Source organism: Nocardia sp. NPDC051052 (genome assembly GCF_044456045.1).
GTDB lineage: Bacteria > Actinomycetota > Actinomycetes > Mycobacteriales > Mycobacteriaceae > Nocardia.
On the sequence record NZ_JBITFL010000006.1, the window covers coordinates 418,786 to 433,979 of the forward strand.

The 15,194-nt window shown below is 68.2% G+C and carries 15 protein-coding genes and 1 pseudogene; 8 read left to right on the forward strand and 8 right to left on the reverse strand.

Annotated features, from left to right (window positions below; all coding sequences use genetic code 11):
- Positions 1–112: 112 nt before the first annotated feature.
- Complete coding sequence (locus ACIBCN_RS23125; RefSeq protein ID WP_396993939.1) at positions 113–664, forward strand: Uma2 family endonuclease; 552 nt, start codon at positions 113–115, stop codon at positions 662–664.
- Between the two features lie 4 nt (positions 665–668).
- On the opposite strand, the gene dinB is transcribed toward ACIBCN_RS23125, so the two are convergent.
- Positions 669–1,901, reverse strand: coding sequence for a DNA polymerase IV (gene dinB / locus ACIBCN_RS23130; protein WP_396993940.1), 1,233 nt, complete (start codon positions 1,899–1,901; stop codon positions 669–671).
- A 142-nt stretch (positions 1,902–2,043) separates the two neighbouring features.
- Between dinB and ACIBCN_RS23135 the strand changes: the two genes are divergently transcribed.
- Genes ACIBCN_RS23135 through ACIBCN_RS23145 form a run of 3 tightly spaced genes read left to right on the forward strand, consistent with a single transcriptional unit; the run spans position 2,044 to position 4,509 of the window.
- Positions 2,044–2,439, forward strand: a complete 396-nt coding sequence (locus ACIBCN_RS23135) for a BlaI/MecI/CopY family transcriptional regulator (protein ID WP_396993689.1) — start codon at positions 2,044–2,046, stop codon at positions 2,437–2,439.
- Positions 2,436–3,386, forward strand: a complete 951-nt coding sequence (locus ACIBCN_RS23140) for a M56 family metallopeptidase (RefSeq protein ID WP_396993690.1) — start codon at positions 2,436–2,438, stop codon at positions 3,384–3,386. Before ACIBCN_RS23135 ends, ACIBCN_RS23140 begins: the two co-directional genes overlap by 4 nt.
- 16 nt (positions 3,387–3,402) lie before the next feature.
- On the forward strand, positions 3,403–4,509 hold the full coding sequence (locus ACIBCN_RS23145) for a winged helix DNA-binding domain-containing protein (protein WP_396993691.1): 1,107 nt from the start codon (positions 3,403–3,405) through the stop codon (positions 4,507–4,509).
- Between the two features lie 175 nt (positions 4,510–4,684).
- Here the strand turns inward: ACIBCN_RS23145 and ACIBCN_RS23150 are convergent, their stop codons facing one another.
- The 5 genes and pseudogenes from ACIBCN_RS23150 to ACIBCN_RS23170 form a co-directional block, all read right to left on the reverse strand.
- Positions 4,685–5,314: a recombinase family protein gene (locus ACIBCN_RS23150; protein WP_396993692.1), complete on the reverse strand. Its 630-nt coding sequence runs from the start codon at positions 5,312–5,314 to the stop codon at positions 4,685–4,687.
- 207 nt (positions 5,315–5,521) lie between these two features.
- Positions 5,522–5,640, reverse strand: a pseudogene (locus ACIBCN_RS23155) (transcriptional regulator); the annotation flags it as partial.
- A gap of 232 nt (positions 5,641–5,872) precedes the next feature.
- A complete protein-coding gene (locus ACIBCN_RS23160) occupies positions 5,873–6,865 on the reverse strand; it encodes a zinc-binding dehydrogenase (RefSeq protein WP_396993693.1) in 993 nt (330 codons plus the stop codon).
- 51 nt (positions 6,866–6,916) lie between these two features.
- Positions 6,917–7,285, reverse strand: a complete 369-nt coding sequence (locus ACIBCN_RS23165) for an MmcQ/YjbR family DNA-binding protein (RefSeq protein ID WP_396993694.1) — start codon at positions 7,283–7,285, stop codon at positions 6,917–6,919.
- The gene (locus ACIBCN_RS23170) at positions 7,282–7,677 is read right to left on the reverse strand and encodes an MmcQ/YjbR family DNA-binding protein (protein ID WP_396993695.1); all 396 of its coding nucleotides are present in this window, start codon (positions 7,675–7,677) and stop codon (positions 7,282–7,284) included. The genes ACIBCN_RS23165 and ACIBCN_RS23170 overlap by 4 nt, the downstream gene beginning before the upstream one ends.
- Before the next feature lie 148 nt (positions 7,678–7,825).
- On the opposite strand from ACIBCN_RS23170, the gene ACIBCN_RS23175 reads away from it, so the two are divergent.
- Positions 7,826–8,770, forward strand: coding sequence for a helix-turn-helix domain-containing protein (locus tag ACIBCN_RS23175; RefSeq protein ID WP_396993696.1), 945 nt, complete (start codon positions 7,826–7,828; stop codon positions 8,768–8,770).
- 252 nt (positions 8,771–9,022) lie between these two features.
- The gene (locus ACIBCN_RS23180; protein ID WP_396993697.1) at positions 9,023–10,459 is read left to right on the forward strand and encodes a carboxylesterase family protein; all 1,437 of its coding nucleotides are present in this window, start codon (positions 9,023–9,025) and stop codon (positions 10,457–10,459) included.
- A 261-nt stretch (positions 10,460–10,720) separates the two neighbouring features.
- Here ACIBCN_RS23180 and ACIBCN_RS23185 read toward each other — a convergent pair whose 3' ends face one another.
- On the reverse strand, positions 10,721–13,735 hold the full coding sequence (locus ACIBCN_RS23185; RefSeq protein WP_396993698.1) for a Tn3 family transposase: 3,015 nt from the start codon (positions 13,733–13,735) through the stop codon (positions 10,721–10,723).
- A 263-nt stretch (positions 13,736–13,998) separates the two neighbouring features.
- On the opposite strand from ACIBCN_RS23185, the gene ACIBCN_RS23190 reads away from it, so the two are divergent.
- Both ACIBCN_RS23190 and ACIBCN_RS23195 read left to right on the forward strand, forming a co-directional pair.
- Positions 13,999–14,394 (forward strand): NUDIX domain-containing protein, encoded by a 396-nt coding sequence (locus ACIBCN_RS23190; RefSeq protein ID WP_396993699.1) that lies wholly within the window; start codon positions 13,999–14,001, stop codon positions 14,392–14,394.
- Positions 14,395–14,425: 31 nt separating this feature from the next.
- Complete coding sequence (locus ACIBCN_RS23195) at positions 14,426–14,920, forward strand: hypothetical protein (RefSeq protein ID WP_396993700.1); 495 nt, start codon at positions 14,426–14,428, stop codon at positions 14,918–14,920.
- A 2-nt stretch (positions 14,921–14,922) separates the two neighbouring features.
- Here the strand turns inward: ACIBCN_RS23195 and ACIBCN_RS23200 are convergent, their stop codons facing one another.
- Positions 14,923–15,132 (reverse strand): hypothetical protein, encoded by a 210-nt coding sequence (locus ACIBCN_RS23200; RefSeq protein WP_396993701.1) that lies wholly within the window; start codon positions 15,130–15,132, stop codon positions 14,923–14,925.
- Between the last annotated feature and the right edge of the window lie 62 nt (positions 15,133–15,194).

Below are 15,194 nucleotides of genomic sequence, written 5' to 3' on the forward strand. Positions count from 1 at the left end.
GCACGGTCATGCTCCGGCGACATGCTGCGTAGCATGACCGATAACCTTTCTGCGAGCGAGGCAGCCAGTGCGCGTACTACCGGTGTGGGCCGACGATCCTGGCGCCTTGGAGATGACCGAGGCCGACTATGACCAGCTGCCGGGCTATCTGCGCAAGCTGATCGAGGTCATCGACGGCAACATCATTCGCTGCCAGAGCGGTTCGCCCGAATATAGCGATGTGGCACGCCGACTGGCCAACCAGCTGGAGGCCGCCAAGCCCGCCGACCCTTGTACGCGCGTGTCGACCGACGTCGATGTTCATTTCACGCGACGGCGAAACCGCGACGGCGCGTTCTCGTTTCGCCGACCGGATGTCACCGTCTATCGCTGTGTCGAGCGCGGGTCGAAACTGACGACCGGCGCTGCTTTGCTGGTTGGTGAGGTCGTTTCCCCCGGATCCGGCTACACCGACACTGTCGACAAGCTGGCGGAATACGCCTATGAAGGCATCCCCGTATATCTCGTCGTTCACCTGGATGCGAGCTTGTACGTGAAGATGATTCACGAATACCGCCTCGATTGGGCCACTCGCGTCTACCGGTTGGTCGACACGCATCAAGAGGCGGTCGTTCTGGAAAGCCCGTTCCCGGCGACGATTCTGTTTTCGCAGCTCGATGGCTGAGTTGTCAGTCCGGTAGGAGAGGGACCGAGAGGCCCTCGCCGCGGCCGAGTAGGGCGGCGCGGGTGATGGCGGCGGAGCCGAAGCGGTGGCGTAGGTCGTCGAGGGTGGCGTCGAGAGTGTTGGTGGCGCGGGCTTCGAAGGGGAGTGCGAGTTGGCATGGGTCGGCGTCGGCGAGGTTGGTGAGCGCCAGGCCGATGAGGGTGAGGCCGCGTTCCTGGATCGTCGGCATGGCAGTGGCCAGTAGCGACCTCGCGGCGCACAGCAGGGTCTCGGTGTGGTCGGTGGCCTCGGGCAGGGTGTGCGAGCGGGTGGCTCGGGTGAAGTCGTCGAAGCGCATGCGCAGCACCAGGGTTCGGCAGATGCGGTCGGCGGCGCGCAGGCGACGGCCGAGACGGTCGGTCAGGCCGTGCAGGTAGGCCTCGATCTCGTCGGGCGGGTGGGGCCGGCGGCCGAGGGCGCGCTGGGCGCCGATGGAGCGGCGGCGCACACCGGTTTCGACGCGGCGGGGGTCGCGAGCCCAGGACAGGGCGTAGAGGTGGCGGGCGGCGCCCGCGCCGAGCAGGGCGCGCAGCGGGCTTTCGCCGAGGTCGGCGAGCTGACCGACCCGGGTGATGCCGTGATCGTGCAGGGTGCGCGCGGTGACTTCGCCTACGCCCCAGAGCCTTTCGATGGGCAACGGGTGCAGGAAGTCGAGTTCGGCGTCGGGTGGGACGAAGCGCAGGCCGTCGGGCTTGGCGACGGCGCTGGCGACCTTGGCCAGGAATTTGGTGCGGGCGATGCCCACCGAGATCGGTAGTCCGACCTGATCACGCACTTGGCCGCGTAAGCGCTCGGCGATGCCGATCGGTTCGCCCGCGATGCGCCGCAGCCCGCCGACATCGAGAAACGCCTCATCGATGGAGACGCCCTCGACCAACGGCGTGGTGTCGTGGAAGACCTCGAACACCGCCTTGCTCGCCTCGGCATAGGCCGACATGCGCGGCGGCACGACGATCGCGTGCGGGCACAGTCGCCGCGCCTGCCCGCCGTTCATCGGGGTGCGCACCCCGAACGCCTTCGCCTCGTAGCTGGCCGCGAGCACCACCCCGCCGCCCACGATCACCGGTTTGCCGCGCAGCCGGGGATTGTCGCGCTGCTCGACCGAGGCGTAGAACGAGTCGAGGTCGGCGTGCAGGATCGAGGCCTCGGCCCGCGCGACGATCCGCGGGCGGGATGCGGATGCGTCGGACACGAACATATGTTCGCATGGCCCACCGACATCCGGAACCCTGGTCATCGAGGAAATCTGCCAAATCTACGGCTTGGCTACGTAGCAATTCGGACTAACCGGTACGCTGACCCAACAGCAGGACACGTTTTTGGATGAGGGAGTCGGTACTGTGCGCGGATTTGGAGACCTGGAGGCGGTGATCATGGACCGCATCTGGGATCGGGACGCAGAGGACACCACGGTGCGCGAGATCTTCGACGAACTGTCCGCCCAGCGCGACATCGCCTACACCACCGTCATGTCCACCATGGACAACCTGCACCGCAAGGGCTGGCTGGCGCGCGAACGTTCCGGCAAGGCCTACAGGTACTGGCCGACGCTGACCCGCGAGGAGCACAGTGCCCGGCTGATGCTCGAGGCGCTGGGCGCGGGCGGCCGCTCCGATCTGGTGCTGAGCCACTTCGTCGACCGGATCAGCGCCGAGGAATCGGCCGGGCTGCGTGCCGCGCTGCGCAGGCTCACCGCGCACAAGACTCCCGAAGCACCGCCGGGCGCCGCGACGTGACGCTGGCGATCGCGTTGATGGTGTACGGCGCCACGGTGGCCACCCTCGGTCCGCCGGTGCTGCGCAGGTTGACCCGGCGTGGCAACGCGCCGCGACTCGGCATCATCGCCTGGGTGGTCGCGATCGTCGGCACGCTGGGCGCGTGGGCGGCGGCGGCGACCATGCTCACGGTCGAGTTCGCCACCTACTGGGGACATCCGCACGACGCGTTGCGCGCCTGCGTCGCGATCATGTGGAACCCGATGCACGAGGACGGCAGCGGCGCGACCAAGGCGGTCACCTTCGCGATCGGCGCGTTGGTCGCGGCCTGCACGATGGCGGTGGTGGCGCGCGCGGTGTCGGTGGTGCGGGAGATGCGCAGGCGCACCCACGCGCACGCGAAGGCGCTGCGACTGGTCGGGCGCCGGGTGCCAGGGCTCGGCGCGCTGGTGCTGGATTCGCCGGAGCGCCAAGCCTATTGCGTGCCGGGACGACCGGACACGATCGTGGTGACCAGTGCCGCGCTCGAGGCGCTGGCACCCGAGCAGCTCGCCGCGGTGCTGGCGCATGAGCGGGCACATCTGTCCGGCAGGCACGCTCCGTTGACGGCGGTGTTGCGCGCGATCGCGACCACGCTGCCTGGTCTGCGTCTGGTCACCCTCGGCACGGCGGAGATCGCCCGGCTGCTCGAGATGTGTGCCGATGACAAGGCGGCCGACAAGCATGGTTCGGCACCGCTGCTCGGCGGGTTGCTGGTGATCCTCGGTGTGTCCGGGCCGGTGCCCTCGGGTGCGCTGGCCGCGGCGGGGACCGCGGTGCTGGCGCGGGCCGAGCGTCTGGTGGACCCGGTGAGCCCGATGCGGCGGGCCACCACCCGCACCGCGCTGCTCGGCGTGATCGCGGCGACGGTAACCGGATTCGCGGCCGTCGCGGCTACGGTAGCGTTCTGCAGCGCCGTGTTGGGCTGAGTGCTAAGGAGTTCCTATGCGCCTCACCTGGGATCAGGTCTTCGCGTGGCGGTTGCGGCGGCAGTATGTCGTCTCGCGCGCCGCCGGCGTGCCCGAGATCGTCGATCGGTTGTGTGGTGTGCAGGCGCAGGTCACCTCGGCGGCGGAAATGGCGGTGGCGCTGCGCAGCTCGACGCCGGAGGCCGGTGCGCTGGTCGGTGCGCTCAACGACGGCACCCTGATCAAGACCTGGGCGATGCGCGGCACGTTGCACGCGCTCACCCCGGATCTGGCCGCGGCCTGCCTTTCCCTGCTGGCCTCGGCCCGCACCTGGGAGAAACCGGTGTGGCAGCGCAACTTCGGTGCGTCACCGGCCGAGGTCGCCGCCCTGACCGAGGAGGTGCGCCGAGTCCTGGACGGCGCCGTGCTCACCCGCGAGGAACTGGTCCAGACGCTGCTCGCCGACCCCGCATACCACCGGCTCGGTGAACAACTGCGCTCCGGCTGGGGCGCGCTGCTCAAACCCCTTGCCTGGCAAGGCGCTATCTGCCACGGCCCGGCCCAGGGCGCCAAGATCACCTTCGCCGACCCGGCCCAGCTGATCAAGGGCTGGCCAGGTCTGCCCGAACCCGATGTCGCCGCGCCAACAGCCATCACCGCTTACCTCGGCGCGTACGGTCCCGCGACCCCGGAGGCGTTCGACGCGTGGCTCAGCCGCGGCAGCCTGCGCAAAACCGAACTGCGCGGCTGGTTTTCGGAGCTGGGGGACACCCTCACCGAGGTCGAGGTCGACGGCCGCTCCGGCTACCTGCTGAGCGAACACCTCGACGACCTCGCCGCGACCGAGCCCACGGACGCGGTCCACCTGCTCGGCGGCTTCGACCAGTACATCCTGGGTCCCGGCACCGCCGATACCGCCCTGCTGCCTGGCGATCACCGCGCGAAGGTCAGCCGCACCGCGGGCTGGATCTCCCCGATCGTCCTCGCGGGCGGCCGCATCGTGGGCACCTGGGAACTCACCGATGACGCGGTGGCGGTCAGCATGTTCGATGGTGCGCCGTTGCCGAAGAAGGGTTTGGCCGCCGCGCTCGATCATCTCGGCGCGGTTCTCGGTCGCGACGCGCTGACAGTCCGCGCCCTGTAAGCACACTCGGACCCGGTCGAGCACTAAAGGTCCAGTCGCGCTCGACCGAGTGCCCCCCTCGCCCCGCCTATCCGACCGAAGGTCTCCTTCATTCGGGCCGGGCTATCCGGGGTCCCGGTAGTAATCGTGCGAAAAACAACGACAATGGCTTGACCAGCGGTGATGGCGGAATATGTCAGGTCCGGTGAGTTACACCCGAGGTGCGGCGGCGCTGACGATGCTGGATCGTGGATCGGCCGACGCTGTACTCCTCGGCGAGGTCTGCCAGGCTCGCGTCGTCGTCGGGGTCGTGGTAGCGGCGGTAGATCGTTTTCCGTGCTGCGAGAGGCAGTTTCGGCTGTTTCCCCTTGAGTCGGCCTTTGGCGCGGGCCTTGGCCATGCCTTCGCGGGTGCGCAGGTGGTTGAGGTTCGCCTCGAATTCGGCGACCATCGCCAAAGTTTGGAGGAAGAGCTTGCCGAAGGGGTCGTGCCAGTCATGGATCGAGTTGCCCAGCCCGAACAGCACGTCGCGCTTGCGGAGGTCGGTGAGGATCTCCCCGGCTTCGGCCATGTTTCGGGCGAACCGGTCGAACTTGGTCGTGGTCAGGACGACCTGTCGTTCGGTGATGGCCGCGGCGGCGGAGGTGACTGCGGCGAGGGCGTTGTCGAGGCCGGCACGGTTGCGGCGGGTGGTGCCGGAAAAGCCTGTGTCGATGAAGATTCGCTCGCTCGGGACTCCGAGCGCGATCAGCTGGTCGGTCTGGATTTCTACGTCTTGCTCATCGGTGGAGCAGCGGCAGTATCCGACGCGGAACGGCTCGACCATGCCGAAAAGTGTTTCAGATAGCGGGGGTTGACCGGGATGGTTCGTGGAACACCTCTACGGAACACCCGCGACCTGGGGTCGGTTCCGTACACGACGGTGTTCCGTTGCCCGATCGGTTTACGGAACAGTGGGACCACCGAACGGAAGGCCAGTCGTAGCTGTTCCACCTCCGGGACGCCGGAGAGCCGTCGGGCCCGCTCCTCGCAATCAGCGGCAGCAGTCCGGATCGAAGCCATGCACAGCGCGGCGAGGGCGTCGCGGCGGGCGCGGTGGAAGGTGTTCACGCCGCGCCGCTCGGTCTCGACGAGGCCGGCTTTGCGCAGCTGCCCTGGTGCCGCCGGGTAGGTGCAGTGTGAGCATCGCATCGAGCTCTTCCGTCGGGAGGCCGAGGACCTCGCCATAAAACGCTCGAGTGGAGGGGAGATCGAGGACGGAGAATGAGCTGTAGCCGTCGGTGAACAGAGACCTTGAGATTCTCCTAGCGGATAATGGGGGTGGGTGACAGCTGGTGAGGTCGACGCCGCTCGGGAGCTGGAGCCGGGCATCTGCGCTGCGCTGTCAGTCGAGGACGACGACGTGTTTGCCCGGGGTGCCGCCGGCTGCCAGGTCGGTGTGGGCTTGGGCTACCTGGTTGAGGCCGTGGTAGACCTTGGCGATGGCGGGCACGAGGCGGCCTTCGGTGATGGACCGCAGTTGGTGGTCGAAGACGGCGGGCGGCAGGTCTTTGGCGTCGCCGCTGTAGACGGTGAGGCGGACGCCGATGGGGATGACGGCGAAGGCGTTGAAGTCGGGGATGATCCACTGGTCCGAGAGCGAGCCGGTGAAGCAGCCGGTGCCGCCGGGGCGGACCGCGTGCAGGGTGTCGGGCAGGGCCGGTCCGCCGACCAGTTCGAGTGCGGCGTCCACCCCGTCCGGGAACAGCTGGCGCACGCGGTCGGCGATCTTCCCGTCGTCGATGACCGGGTGGTCCACACCGTGGTCGCGCAGTATCTGGGCGCGCTCGGCGCGGCGGGTGGTGGACACGACGGTGGCGCCCAGGTCCTTGGCCAGTGTGGCTGCGGCCAGCCCAACCGTGGAGGTTCCGCCACGGATCAGCAGGGTCTGACCCCGCTGCAGGTCGAGCCCGGTGGTGAGGGATCCGTAGGCGGTCTGAAACATCTCCGGCAGTGCGCCGACAGTTTCCCAGGGCAGGTCCGTGTCGAAGGGAATGAGCTGGTCTTGAGGGACCAAGGTGTATTCGGCGTAGCTGCCGTCGAAGGCGCGGCCCATGCCGCCCATCATGGTGGCCACCTGCTGGCCGGGCTCGAGGTCACTGCCGTCCGGGACGGCGTCGATGATGCCGACGCCCTCGATGCCGAGGATGCGGGGGAAGGAGAAGTCCGGGCTGGACTGACCCTTGGCGCTGGTGACCTCTGATTCGTTGACGCCGAAGGCTTTGACCTGGATCCGGACCCAGCCGGGGCGCACGTCGGGGACCGGCGCGGCGGTGACGGTGAGCTGGTCGGGGGTGACGGGACCGGTGAGGCGGATGGCGCGCATGGTCGGGGGCATAGCGGTGTCTGCTTCCAGTAGTAGGGAGCTGCTGGTGGTGGGGGCGGGCGGTCAGGTTCGCGCTGGCCGCCGGCTCCGGGGCGCCGAGTCCAGTGCCAGGTCGTAGGAATCGGTGACCAGGGCCTCGACCAGGGCCGCGGTGATGGCCCGGTCGGTGCCCACGGAGATCCAGTGCGTCTTGTCGAGATATCGTCCGGCGGTGATCGACGGGTACTCCTCCCGTAGCCGCAGCCCGTGTTCCGGCTCCGCCTTGACCGTGATGATCCGCTCACTGGGATCGTCGGTGACGATCAGGAAGACCTTCCCGGCAACCTTGTAGACATCCAGCTTCTCAGTGAAGGGGCGGCTGCTGCCGACGCCGGGCAGCGCCTTCGCCGCGCGCCGCGCCGCCTGCTGCAGCCGCGCCCCGGTGAGGGTCATCGCGGGGCCCGGTCTCCCCGGGCGTACGAGGCCGGGTCCACCGGCTGCTGTGCTTTCGGGAGTCCCGCGACCACCAGCCGGTAGGAGTCGGTCACCAACTCCTTGACCAGGCCGCGGTCGAGGGTGTCGCCACCGTGCAGGGTGATCCAGTGCCGCTTGTTCATGTGATAGCCGGGGGTGATCTCGGCGTGCTGCTCGCGCAGCGCCGCCGCCTCGTCGGGGGCGGACTTGAGGATCACCAACGGCTCCCCGGTGACGTCGGTCATCAGCATGAAGACTTTGCCGCGCACCTTGTGCACGTCCCACTCCGGACCGAAGGGATGTTCCAGTACGGTGCCGGGCAGGCCCTCGGCGTACTCGGCGGCCATCTGCTGCAGCTTCTTGCCGTTCATCACGTTCAGCTCCTTTGCGTCGTGGTACGACCGGCCCGCCATCGGCGGGCCGCCTGTGACTTCAAGCGCCGACGGCCCGACTGTCCGGGCCTCACCAGCAATGATTCGCCGGGATCGAGTATTTCGGGCCGTAGACTGCGGACACATAATGGTCAGCAGCAGACAGACGGGCAGGGCCGAGGCACCCGTCCCTTCCGCAGGCGCACCCACTCCTCTGTACGGCTTCCAGCCCCCAGTCGGCACCCCGTACAGCCTGGAGGTCACCACCATCGAGGACTTCTTCGCCGACCACGACGACTGGCCGTGGAACCCGCCCCGCCCCGGCCGAGCCACCTTCCACTACCTCATTCACGTGACGTCCGGGGTCCTCGAGCACGACGTCGACCACATCACCCGCACCGTCGCCCCCGGCCAGTGGCTGTGGGTACGCCCCGGCCACGCGCAGTGCTGGCACCCGCCCGGCACCGCCACCGGCCCCTTCATCCTGTTCGAACCGGACGTGCTCCGCGCCGAGACCGCCCGCCTGCTCACCCCCGTCACCGCGCACGACGCGCCCGCCGTCCTGACCCCGCACCCCGACGACGCCCCCTGGACCGAGAACACCGCACTGCAGCTCCTCGACGAACACCGCGCCCTGGGCCGACGCCCCCTCGACCTGCACCACGCCCTGCGCCGCAGCCTCCTGGAGGCCCTGCTGCTGCGCCTCGCCCACGCCCCTGGCACCACAACGGCCACACCGCTGCCCGCCAAGGGCGGCATAGGCCGCAGAGCGGTTGTCCACAAGCGATTCCTCGACGCGCTGGAACTGCACTTTCGTGAGCTGCACCGAGTGGACGACTATGCCCGTCTGCTCGGCTGCTCGGTCCGCACCCTCACCCGCGCCGCCCACGACACCGCGGGGACCGGGGCACGGCAGGTGATCGACGCGCGCCGCCTCCTCGAAGCCCGCCGCCTGCTCGGCCTGCCCGACTGGACAGCCCGTGCCGTCGCCGCTCACTTGGGCTTTCCCGACGCCGCCGACTTCGGCCGCTTCTTCCGCAACCGCACCGGCCTCACCCCCTCCGCCTACGCAGCAGGCCAGAAACCCGGGTAAGCAGCTTCAGCGATACAAATCGGGAAGGCGGTTGACCAATACACCAGTCAAACAGCGTGTCGCGTACCCGCAGCGTCCGGTGGCCGGTCGGACCGAGCGCGGCGCTGGTGAAAGTGTCACCTGGTGACCACCAGGTGACCGGTGTCTGCAGGGCGATTTGCCGAATCCCAGGAAATGATGGGAGAGCGTCACCGTAAGCAACAGCCGCCGACACGCCGCGCGAACACCCGAACCGCGCCGGAAGGACACGTCATGACCGCCACCGCACCCGCGGCCCCGACTGCACCAGGGGTGCGGTCCTGGTGGGGTATTCCGTACGCCACCGCCGAGCGATACCGCCGCCCCGTGCTCGCGGACTTCGACCCGGACCGCCCCTACGACCGCAAGGGCGTCGCGCCCGTCCAGCCCGACACCGGCGACTGGCTCGAAGCGGACAGCGGGACCGGCGAGGACTGCCTGAACCTGAACGTGTGGGCCCCGGCGCAACCGACCGCGAATTCGCTGCCGGTGGCCGTATACGTCCACGGCGGCGGATTCGAGTTCGGCGCGAACACGCAGATCACCTCGAACGCTTCTGGTCTCGCCGCGTCGGGGCGCGTGGTGGGTGTGTCGGTCAATTACCGGCTCGGCGCACTGGGCGCGGTCTCGCTCTCGCAGTACGGCGGGCGACTCGCCGAGGCCAGCAACCTGTGCCTGCAGGACCTCATCGCCGCGCTGACCTGGATCAAGCAGAATATCGCCGACTTCGGCGGCGACCCCGCCAACGTCACCGTCTACGGCCACAGCGGCGGCGCCTATGCCACCTTCGGGCTGCTCGGTGCCTCCTCCGCGAACGGCCTGTACCGGCGCCTGGCCGGATTCTCCGCCGGGCCCTCGCGTCTCCAGCCGGCCTGGTGGGCCGAAGAACTCGCACACCGGTTCGTCACCGAACTCGGCATCGCGGACAACCCCGACAAGCTGACCGACCTCGACACGGGCTCGCTGGTGGCCGCCCTGCACAAGGTCACCCCGACGGACCTCGGAGTCCGCGGCGGGATGGACAGCAAAAGCCTCGGCGTCGTTCTGGACATCGGGCAGCCGGGTGCAGTACTGGACGCCCACCCCATGGACGTCCTCGCCTCGGGCGCACACCGCGATGTCGACGTACTGCTGAGCATGGCCAGCGACGACATGGGCTGGTGGGTGGCGAACGACCTCGACCGGTTCGACCCGCACACCGTCGACCGCATCGTCGACGAGGTCGCGGAATGGCGGATTCCCCGCTCCCACGCCAGAAAGATCGTCGATGCCTACGACCAGGGCGGCCGCACCCCGGCCGAGGTCCGCGCCGCGCTCCTGACGGACTACATCTTCGGGCTCCCCGCAGCCCGCGGTGCCCTGGCCCACGCTGCCGGCGGCGGCAACGCCCATCTCCTTCTGATCGGGCCCGCAGAGGGCGCGCCCGCCGTGCACGGCACCGAGATGTACGCCCTGGTCGGCCAGGAGAAGCCGGGCCGCAGCGCCGAACAGGCCGAGCGTGACACGCGTATCCGCGACATCGTGCTCGACTTCGCCACCGGCGAGCAGTCCCGTCTGTGGTCCGCCGTCACAGACCGGCCCACCTCGGTAAGCGTCGGCAACCCTCCCTTCGCGGCCGACGCCCACTACCAGGCGGCCCTCGACTTGTGGGAGAACATCGACCGCCCCTGACGTTCCCCGGGCGATACCAAGATGCAGAACGGTGCAGGGCACCCACCGACTGATCAACCGGGCATCTCCCGGCAGGCGCCGGGCTTCGACAGCAGACGCTCGTTGATGAGCTCACGCACCTCTTTGCCGGTGGCGTCCTGGGCGGCGCGGCTGAGGGTGCGGACCGAGCAGTTCGGCGTAGCCCGCTATTACGACTCGGCCCTAACGGATCTGGTCGTCGGTTGCGACAGCGAAGGGCAGGTACCGGGGCCTCGGAGCGGGTCAAAACAGCGTGTCGCGGACCCGTAGCGGCCGGTACCCGGTCGGGCCGAGCGCGGCGAGTTCGGCGTCGATGTCGACCTCGATCGCGCCGAAGAAGTTGATGTTCTCGCTGTGGGCCGGGCTGATGTGGGCCAGCACATCGTCGTCGATGCGGCGGCCTTGACGGCGCATCTGCTCGACCGCGAGCCCGTAATACTCTGTCGTCCAGGCGATTACCGCATTGGTGGCGAGGGTCAGGCACCATGCCTGTTCGGTTTGGGCTTCCAGATGCCGCGCCCGGAACGCGCCGTCGTGAGCATAGATGAGGCCGCGTTTGAGGGCATGGATGGACTCGCCCTTGTTGAGCTGGCGGGAGATCTTGCGCCGATAGTCCGGATCCGACAGGTAACGGGCCGCGTAGACCGTCCGGCGCATAGCGCCGTATTCCTTCAGTGCCGCGGCGAGGGCGTTCTGCCGGCCCGACGCCGACAGCTTGCCCACCAGCAGCGACGCGGTGGCGTGCCCGAACTTCAGCGACCCGGCCAGGCGCAGCAGGTCGTCGTAGTGCTCGGCGATCAGGTCCAGATTCAACTTCCGTGTCAGCAGAGGACCCGCGTGCGGAAACCGGGCTTCGGCATCGGCGCGCGGCCCCGGCCGGTAAAGAGTGATCTTGCCCAGGTCCCGGATGCGCGGAGACAACTGCATCCCGAGCAGATCGAACAGCGCGAAGTTCACCAGCGTGATGCCATGGGTATCTGTCGCGTGCTCGGTGATCGGCAGATCGGTTGCGTTGCCCAGGATTTCATCGAGCACGTAATGCGCTTCCCGGCGGGTGGTGACGATGATCTTGGTGCCGTAGGTGGTGTGCTGATCGGTGACGTGGGTATAGGTCGATAATCCCTGGTCAGCGAAAAACTGTGGCACTGTGCGGGCGGTGGTGGACTTTCCGCGCGTCGGGAACCGCTGCCCGTCCGAGGACGACAGTGTCCCGGCACCGAAAATGCTGGTCAACGGCAGTCGCTGGTGGTAGCCGATGATCGCCAGGTTCGCTGCCCGCAGCGTCTCCTCCCGCACATACCACTCCTGTGTCCAGGACAGGATGTCGTAGGAGATACCCGTCGCATCCGCCATCCGGGTCAGGCCGAGATTGGTGGCTCCGGCCAGCAGTATCGCGATCAGGTTGCGTTTGAGTTCCGGTGTGCGGGTTTGTTTACCGCCCGCGTGGGTGAAACAGTCCAGGTAGCCGGTGCGTTTGTCCAGCTCGATCAGCAGCGACACGATCGGCGCGAACGGCAGCATCTCGGTCAGCTCGGCTTTCAACGCGATGGCCTCGGTCGGGATGTCCTCGGCGGTCAGCGGGGAGATCACCAGATCACCGGCCTCATCCAGGCGCACCGGCCCGTCCCCGGCGGCGAGCACCTGCTCCAGCTCGCCGACCGCCGCACCCCACTCGTCGGTGAGCGCGGCCAGCGCTTGGGCGGGATCGGCCGGTTTGCCGACCAGGCGGCAGAATTCGGCGCGCTGGGGCTCCCACTGGTCGGGGGTGAGCAGGTAGGCGGCCGGGTCGGCGTAGCGCCGCGACCCCGGTACGTATACGTCCCCGGTACGCAGCCAGTCCCGTAACCCGAGCAGCACGCACAGCTCCCAATAGTGCCGGTAGGCAACAGCATTCCCGCTCTTGCGCGCCTCCTCGGGATAGCCGCGCCATTTGGTCGGCACGAACCCTGTCGGCGCGTCGTCGAACACCTTGCGGCGCCCGGTCGCGTTCAGCTCGCGCAGCATGTCCACGGCGATCAGCAGCTCGGTCGCGGTGGTACCGCCGGCGAAGCGCACCGCCGACAACACCGCCGGAGTGAACTTGCGCAAATACGAATATGAGGTATCGAGGGCGGCCAGGTGCCCATGATCGCGTGGAAGCCGCGGTTTGGCTTGCGCTTTCGCCGCCCGCAATCGCTCCCACCCGATGCCCTCGCCTCGGATTAATCCGCCGACGTCCTCGTCGGGGATCTGCGGGTCGATGATGATGGATAGGAGCTCATCCAGCAGTGCTTGCCGGTCTTCGCCTGTCTTGCCTCGTTCGGCCAGTTCGGCGAGCATCCGGTTCTCGGCGGCACTGAACTTCGCCGACAGCGATTGGTCGAACAGCGCCACCACCTCATCGAGCACATCGGTGCCCGACTGTGCCAGCACCGTCAACAAGATCGGATACCGGCGCTCCGGATCACGCCGCTCCAAAGCTTGCCCGGTCAGACGGCGGCCCAGCGTGGCCAGGAACCGGCGGCGCTCGGCCGGAAGCACCGACATGTCCAGGGTGTCCGCGCCGAGGCCGCGCAGGAATCCCAGCTTTTCGACCTCGTTGCGCACCGCGGCCGCCGACGCCTCCACCGGGCCAGTGGACAACCACCGCAACCGCGACATCCGGATCGAGGAATCGGTGACCAGCAAGCCGTCCAACTCCGCGCACCGCCCGGGAGTCAGCTCGTGTGCGAGCCGATCGTAGGTCTCCCGTTGCGCCTGCTCGTGAGCATGCACGACACGACGAACGACAGTGTCGGGGCTGGGCCGGATCACCCGCGCCGAGAGCAGGTACTCGCACCCCAAACGGAACAACAATGTCGGCGAATCATGCTCCATCGCCCGCGCCAACAGGATCTCGTCGAGCTCCTTCAACTCCATCGCGGTCCCTGACCGCCAGCCCGGATACTGCGCCGCCAACCGCAGATGCTCGGTGCGCGTCTGCGCCCGCTTGCCGTACGAACGGATCAGCGACGCATCAACTTTCAGCTGTTCGGCCAGCCGTGCCACCGCCACCGCAGGCGTGCCGGCCACCTTGTCCGGCACGAACCCCAACCACGGCAGCGCACACAGCGCCACCGACAAGCCGAGCCGCTCGGCAGGGCCACGCCCCCGCCCCGGCGTCAGGAACGCGATATCGGCCGGGGTGAGCGTGAAGAACCGGAACAACTCCTCGCGGCTGATATCGGGAAACTCCCGCAGACGCGCCAATTCCTCGTCCGCGAACACCTGAATCGCCACGAAACCCGACCTCCAGCACACCGAGCAACCTCATCGGCAGCCAGCCAATCACCAATCACGATGCGCCGCAGCCCGAACCGGAAGCCCGACATCATCGCTGGTCAAGCCATTGTCGTTGTTTTTCGCACGATTACTACCGGAACCCCTATCCGACCGAAGGGGGCCTTCGGTCGGATAGACGGGATGGAGGTCGACTTCAGTCGGGTAGACCTTGGTTGGTGTCGCGTGGGATCGGGGGCTCGGGGGGTGGTTAAGGTGCGGGGGTGGATGGGCAGCTGATCGATACGGTGGCGTGGGTGCGGATCGAGGGTGGGCGGATCCTGTGTGCGCGGCCGCGGGGTAAGGATGTGTTCTACATTCCCGGCGGCAAACGTGAGGGTGTGGAGACCGATCTGCAGACGTTGGTGCGCGAGATCGAGGAGGAGCTCACCGTCGCGTTGCTGCCCGAAACGGTCGCGCATGTCGGCACATACGAGGCGACGCACGCACCGGAGCTGGTGGTGCGGATGAGCTGCTACACCGCCGACTATCGCGGCACCCTCGCGGCCAGTAGTGAGATCGAGGAGATGGCGTGGTTCAGCTACGCCGATCGGGCCTTGGTTCCGCCGGTGGATCAGCTGCTGTTCGACGATCTGGTGGATGCGGGCCGATTGCGTTGAGCCGCAGGCACAACGCGCTACCGTCGGCGGTATGAGTGTGCTGCTGGCATGGCTGCGCGCGGCGGTCTACGCCCTGTGGGCGCTGCCGTTGGCGGTCGGCCCGGTGCCGCCACGGCTGCGGGTGCCCCGGCGGTTGCTCGGCGAATCCGTCAATCCGCGTAGGTATTCGGCACCGCGGGCGATGTGGCATTCGGTGCTCAGTGGCGCGCTCGGCCTGGTGACCTGGTTTTTCGCGTTCCTCGCGGTGCTCGGCGGGGTGCGCGGACTGCTGTATCCGCTGCTCACCGACGGCTACGAGAACGCGTGGGGCGGGCCGACATTGGCCGGTGCCTGGTCGACGCACCTGCTGATCGGTGTCGTCCTGGTGCCGGTGTGGCTGCTGGTGCTCGCCGGACTCGGCACGCTGCAGGTGCACCTCACCCGTGCCGTGCTCGGGCGGCTGGGGCCGCGCTGGCCCGTTGCGATGGTGGTGCTGGTGTGCGCCGCGGGGGTGCTGTTGTTCCTCGGCTGGCTCGTGCGGGTGTGAGCTCAGCAGAGCGGAAACGTCGAACCCGCCAGCTGCCCCTTGAGCAAACACACGAGGAAGAACACGAATTCGCGCGCGTAGGTGGCCGCTCCGGAGTCCTGCACGGTCGAGGCCACCGGCGCGGGCTCGGGTGCGGCGACGGCGGGCGCGGCGGCCGATAACACCAGCGTGCCCGAAACGACCACGGCGGCAAGGGTTCGCTCGATGCGCATAACCCGGCTCCTTTCCAACGGTGGAACCCCGGCAGCCCCGAGTGCTCGGGGCTGCCGGTTGT